Here is a 1166-nt window from a genome sequence, read left to right on the forward strand (position 1 = left end):
GGCACCATTGATAAGGGATAGGCGGTATCTCCCAAGAGCTGTTGTCGCTTGCTCTTGACTCAGGATTACCGTCCATAACATTTCAAATCGTCCTGCCATTTATCCCCGATTTTGTCCGGGTTTTATCCAGCTTTTTGTCGGGTTTTTGAAGGGAAACACTTTACTTTTTGATCTTCAACCAAAACACAAAGTACAATTTGCAAAATATACTTAAGTACGAAAAAGCCACTCCTAACGATGGAGTGGTTTCTATAAAAATTTCTCTTTTATTTTTTCGTCCCCAATATTTCCGATTTTAGGACCGACTTTCATTCACGTATGGTAATAGCTAGCTCGTAATCCTTATATTCGTCATTATACTTAACTTCAGCTTTCAACCCTAAAGAAGATAATTTCACAAAAACCTTTCCTTGCATCCCTTCATATCTGAAGGCATCTGCATCTTTTACATACTCATCGGATACTATTATTGTAACATCGTCTGCTTTTTTATTGAAAATACCGTTAGTGTCCAACTTCGACTTCTCGGTCTCTAACAATGGGTGAAACACCGCTGTACCCGGTTTGGGCCAATAAAAGTCATAAGGTCCAATTATACTATTAACAGAAACATATTGATTTCCGTCTGACTCCAAATAATAATAATCGTCAGAGTTTGTTGTGAACGTATTATTTATATTGACAATCGGAAGATACTTAATTGCAAGCCTTTCTTCATCAAATTTAGGATATAGCTTGATCCCTTCATTTGGGACGAATGAAGCATTATATCCTAATGTGTTACCTATAGCATGAACTGGCAGGTATGATGTTCCATCAACAACTATTGCCTTATTATTAAGTGTTTTGCCATTAATTTTTACTGGCATCTCTCCTTCAACAACCTTACCAACCAAACTAATCACTTCTGCATGTACACTTATCGATCCTCCTATTAATAGTCCAAATAAACTTCCAATTATATATTTACGCATTTTATTCCCCACCAATTCACATTATTTCTTTTGAATATAATTCACACTTTGATCAATGGACTTGTAAATATAAGCATACCATATATTGGGATTTTCACCACTTCAAGTTTATGTCACAGACGGTCTTTTGGAAGGTTACGGCTCAATTTAACCTTTGAGGCTTGTCTCATGAAAAAGGCACTCAGATCATGT

1 protein-coding gene is annotated in these 1166 nt (G+C 36.1%); it reads right to left on the reverse strand.

All coding sequences use genetic code 11. The features are described from left to right. Positions 1 to 308 precede the first annotated feature (308 nt). Positions 309 to 974 carry a hypothetical protein gene (locus HP401_RS29455; RefSeq protein ID WP_173607621.1) on the reverse strand — a complete coding sequence of 222 codons (666 nt, stop codon included), beginning with the start codon at positions 972 to 974 and terminating at the stop codon, positions 309 to 311. Positions 975 to 1166 lie beyond the last annotated feature (192 nt).

This window comes from Brevibacillus sp. HB2.2 (assembly GCF_013284275.1).
GTDB classification, from domain to species: Bacteria; Bacillota; Bacilli; order Brevibacillales; family Brevibacillaceae; genus Brevibacillus; species Brevibacillus brevis_D.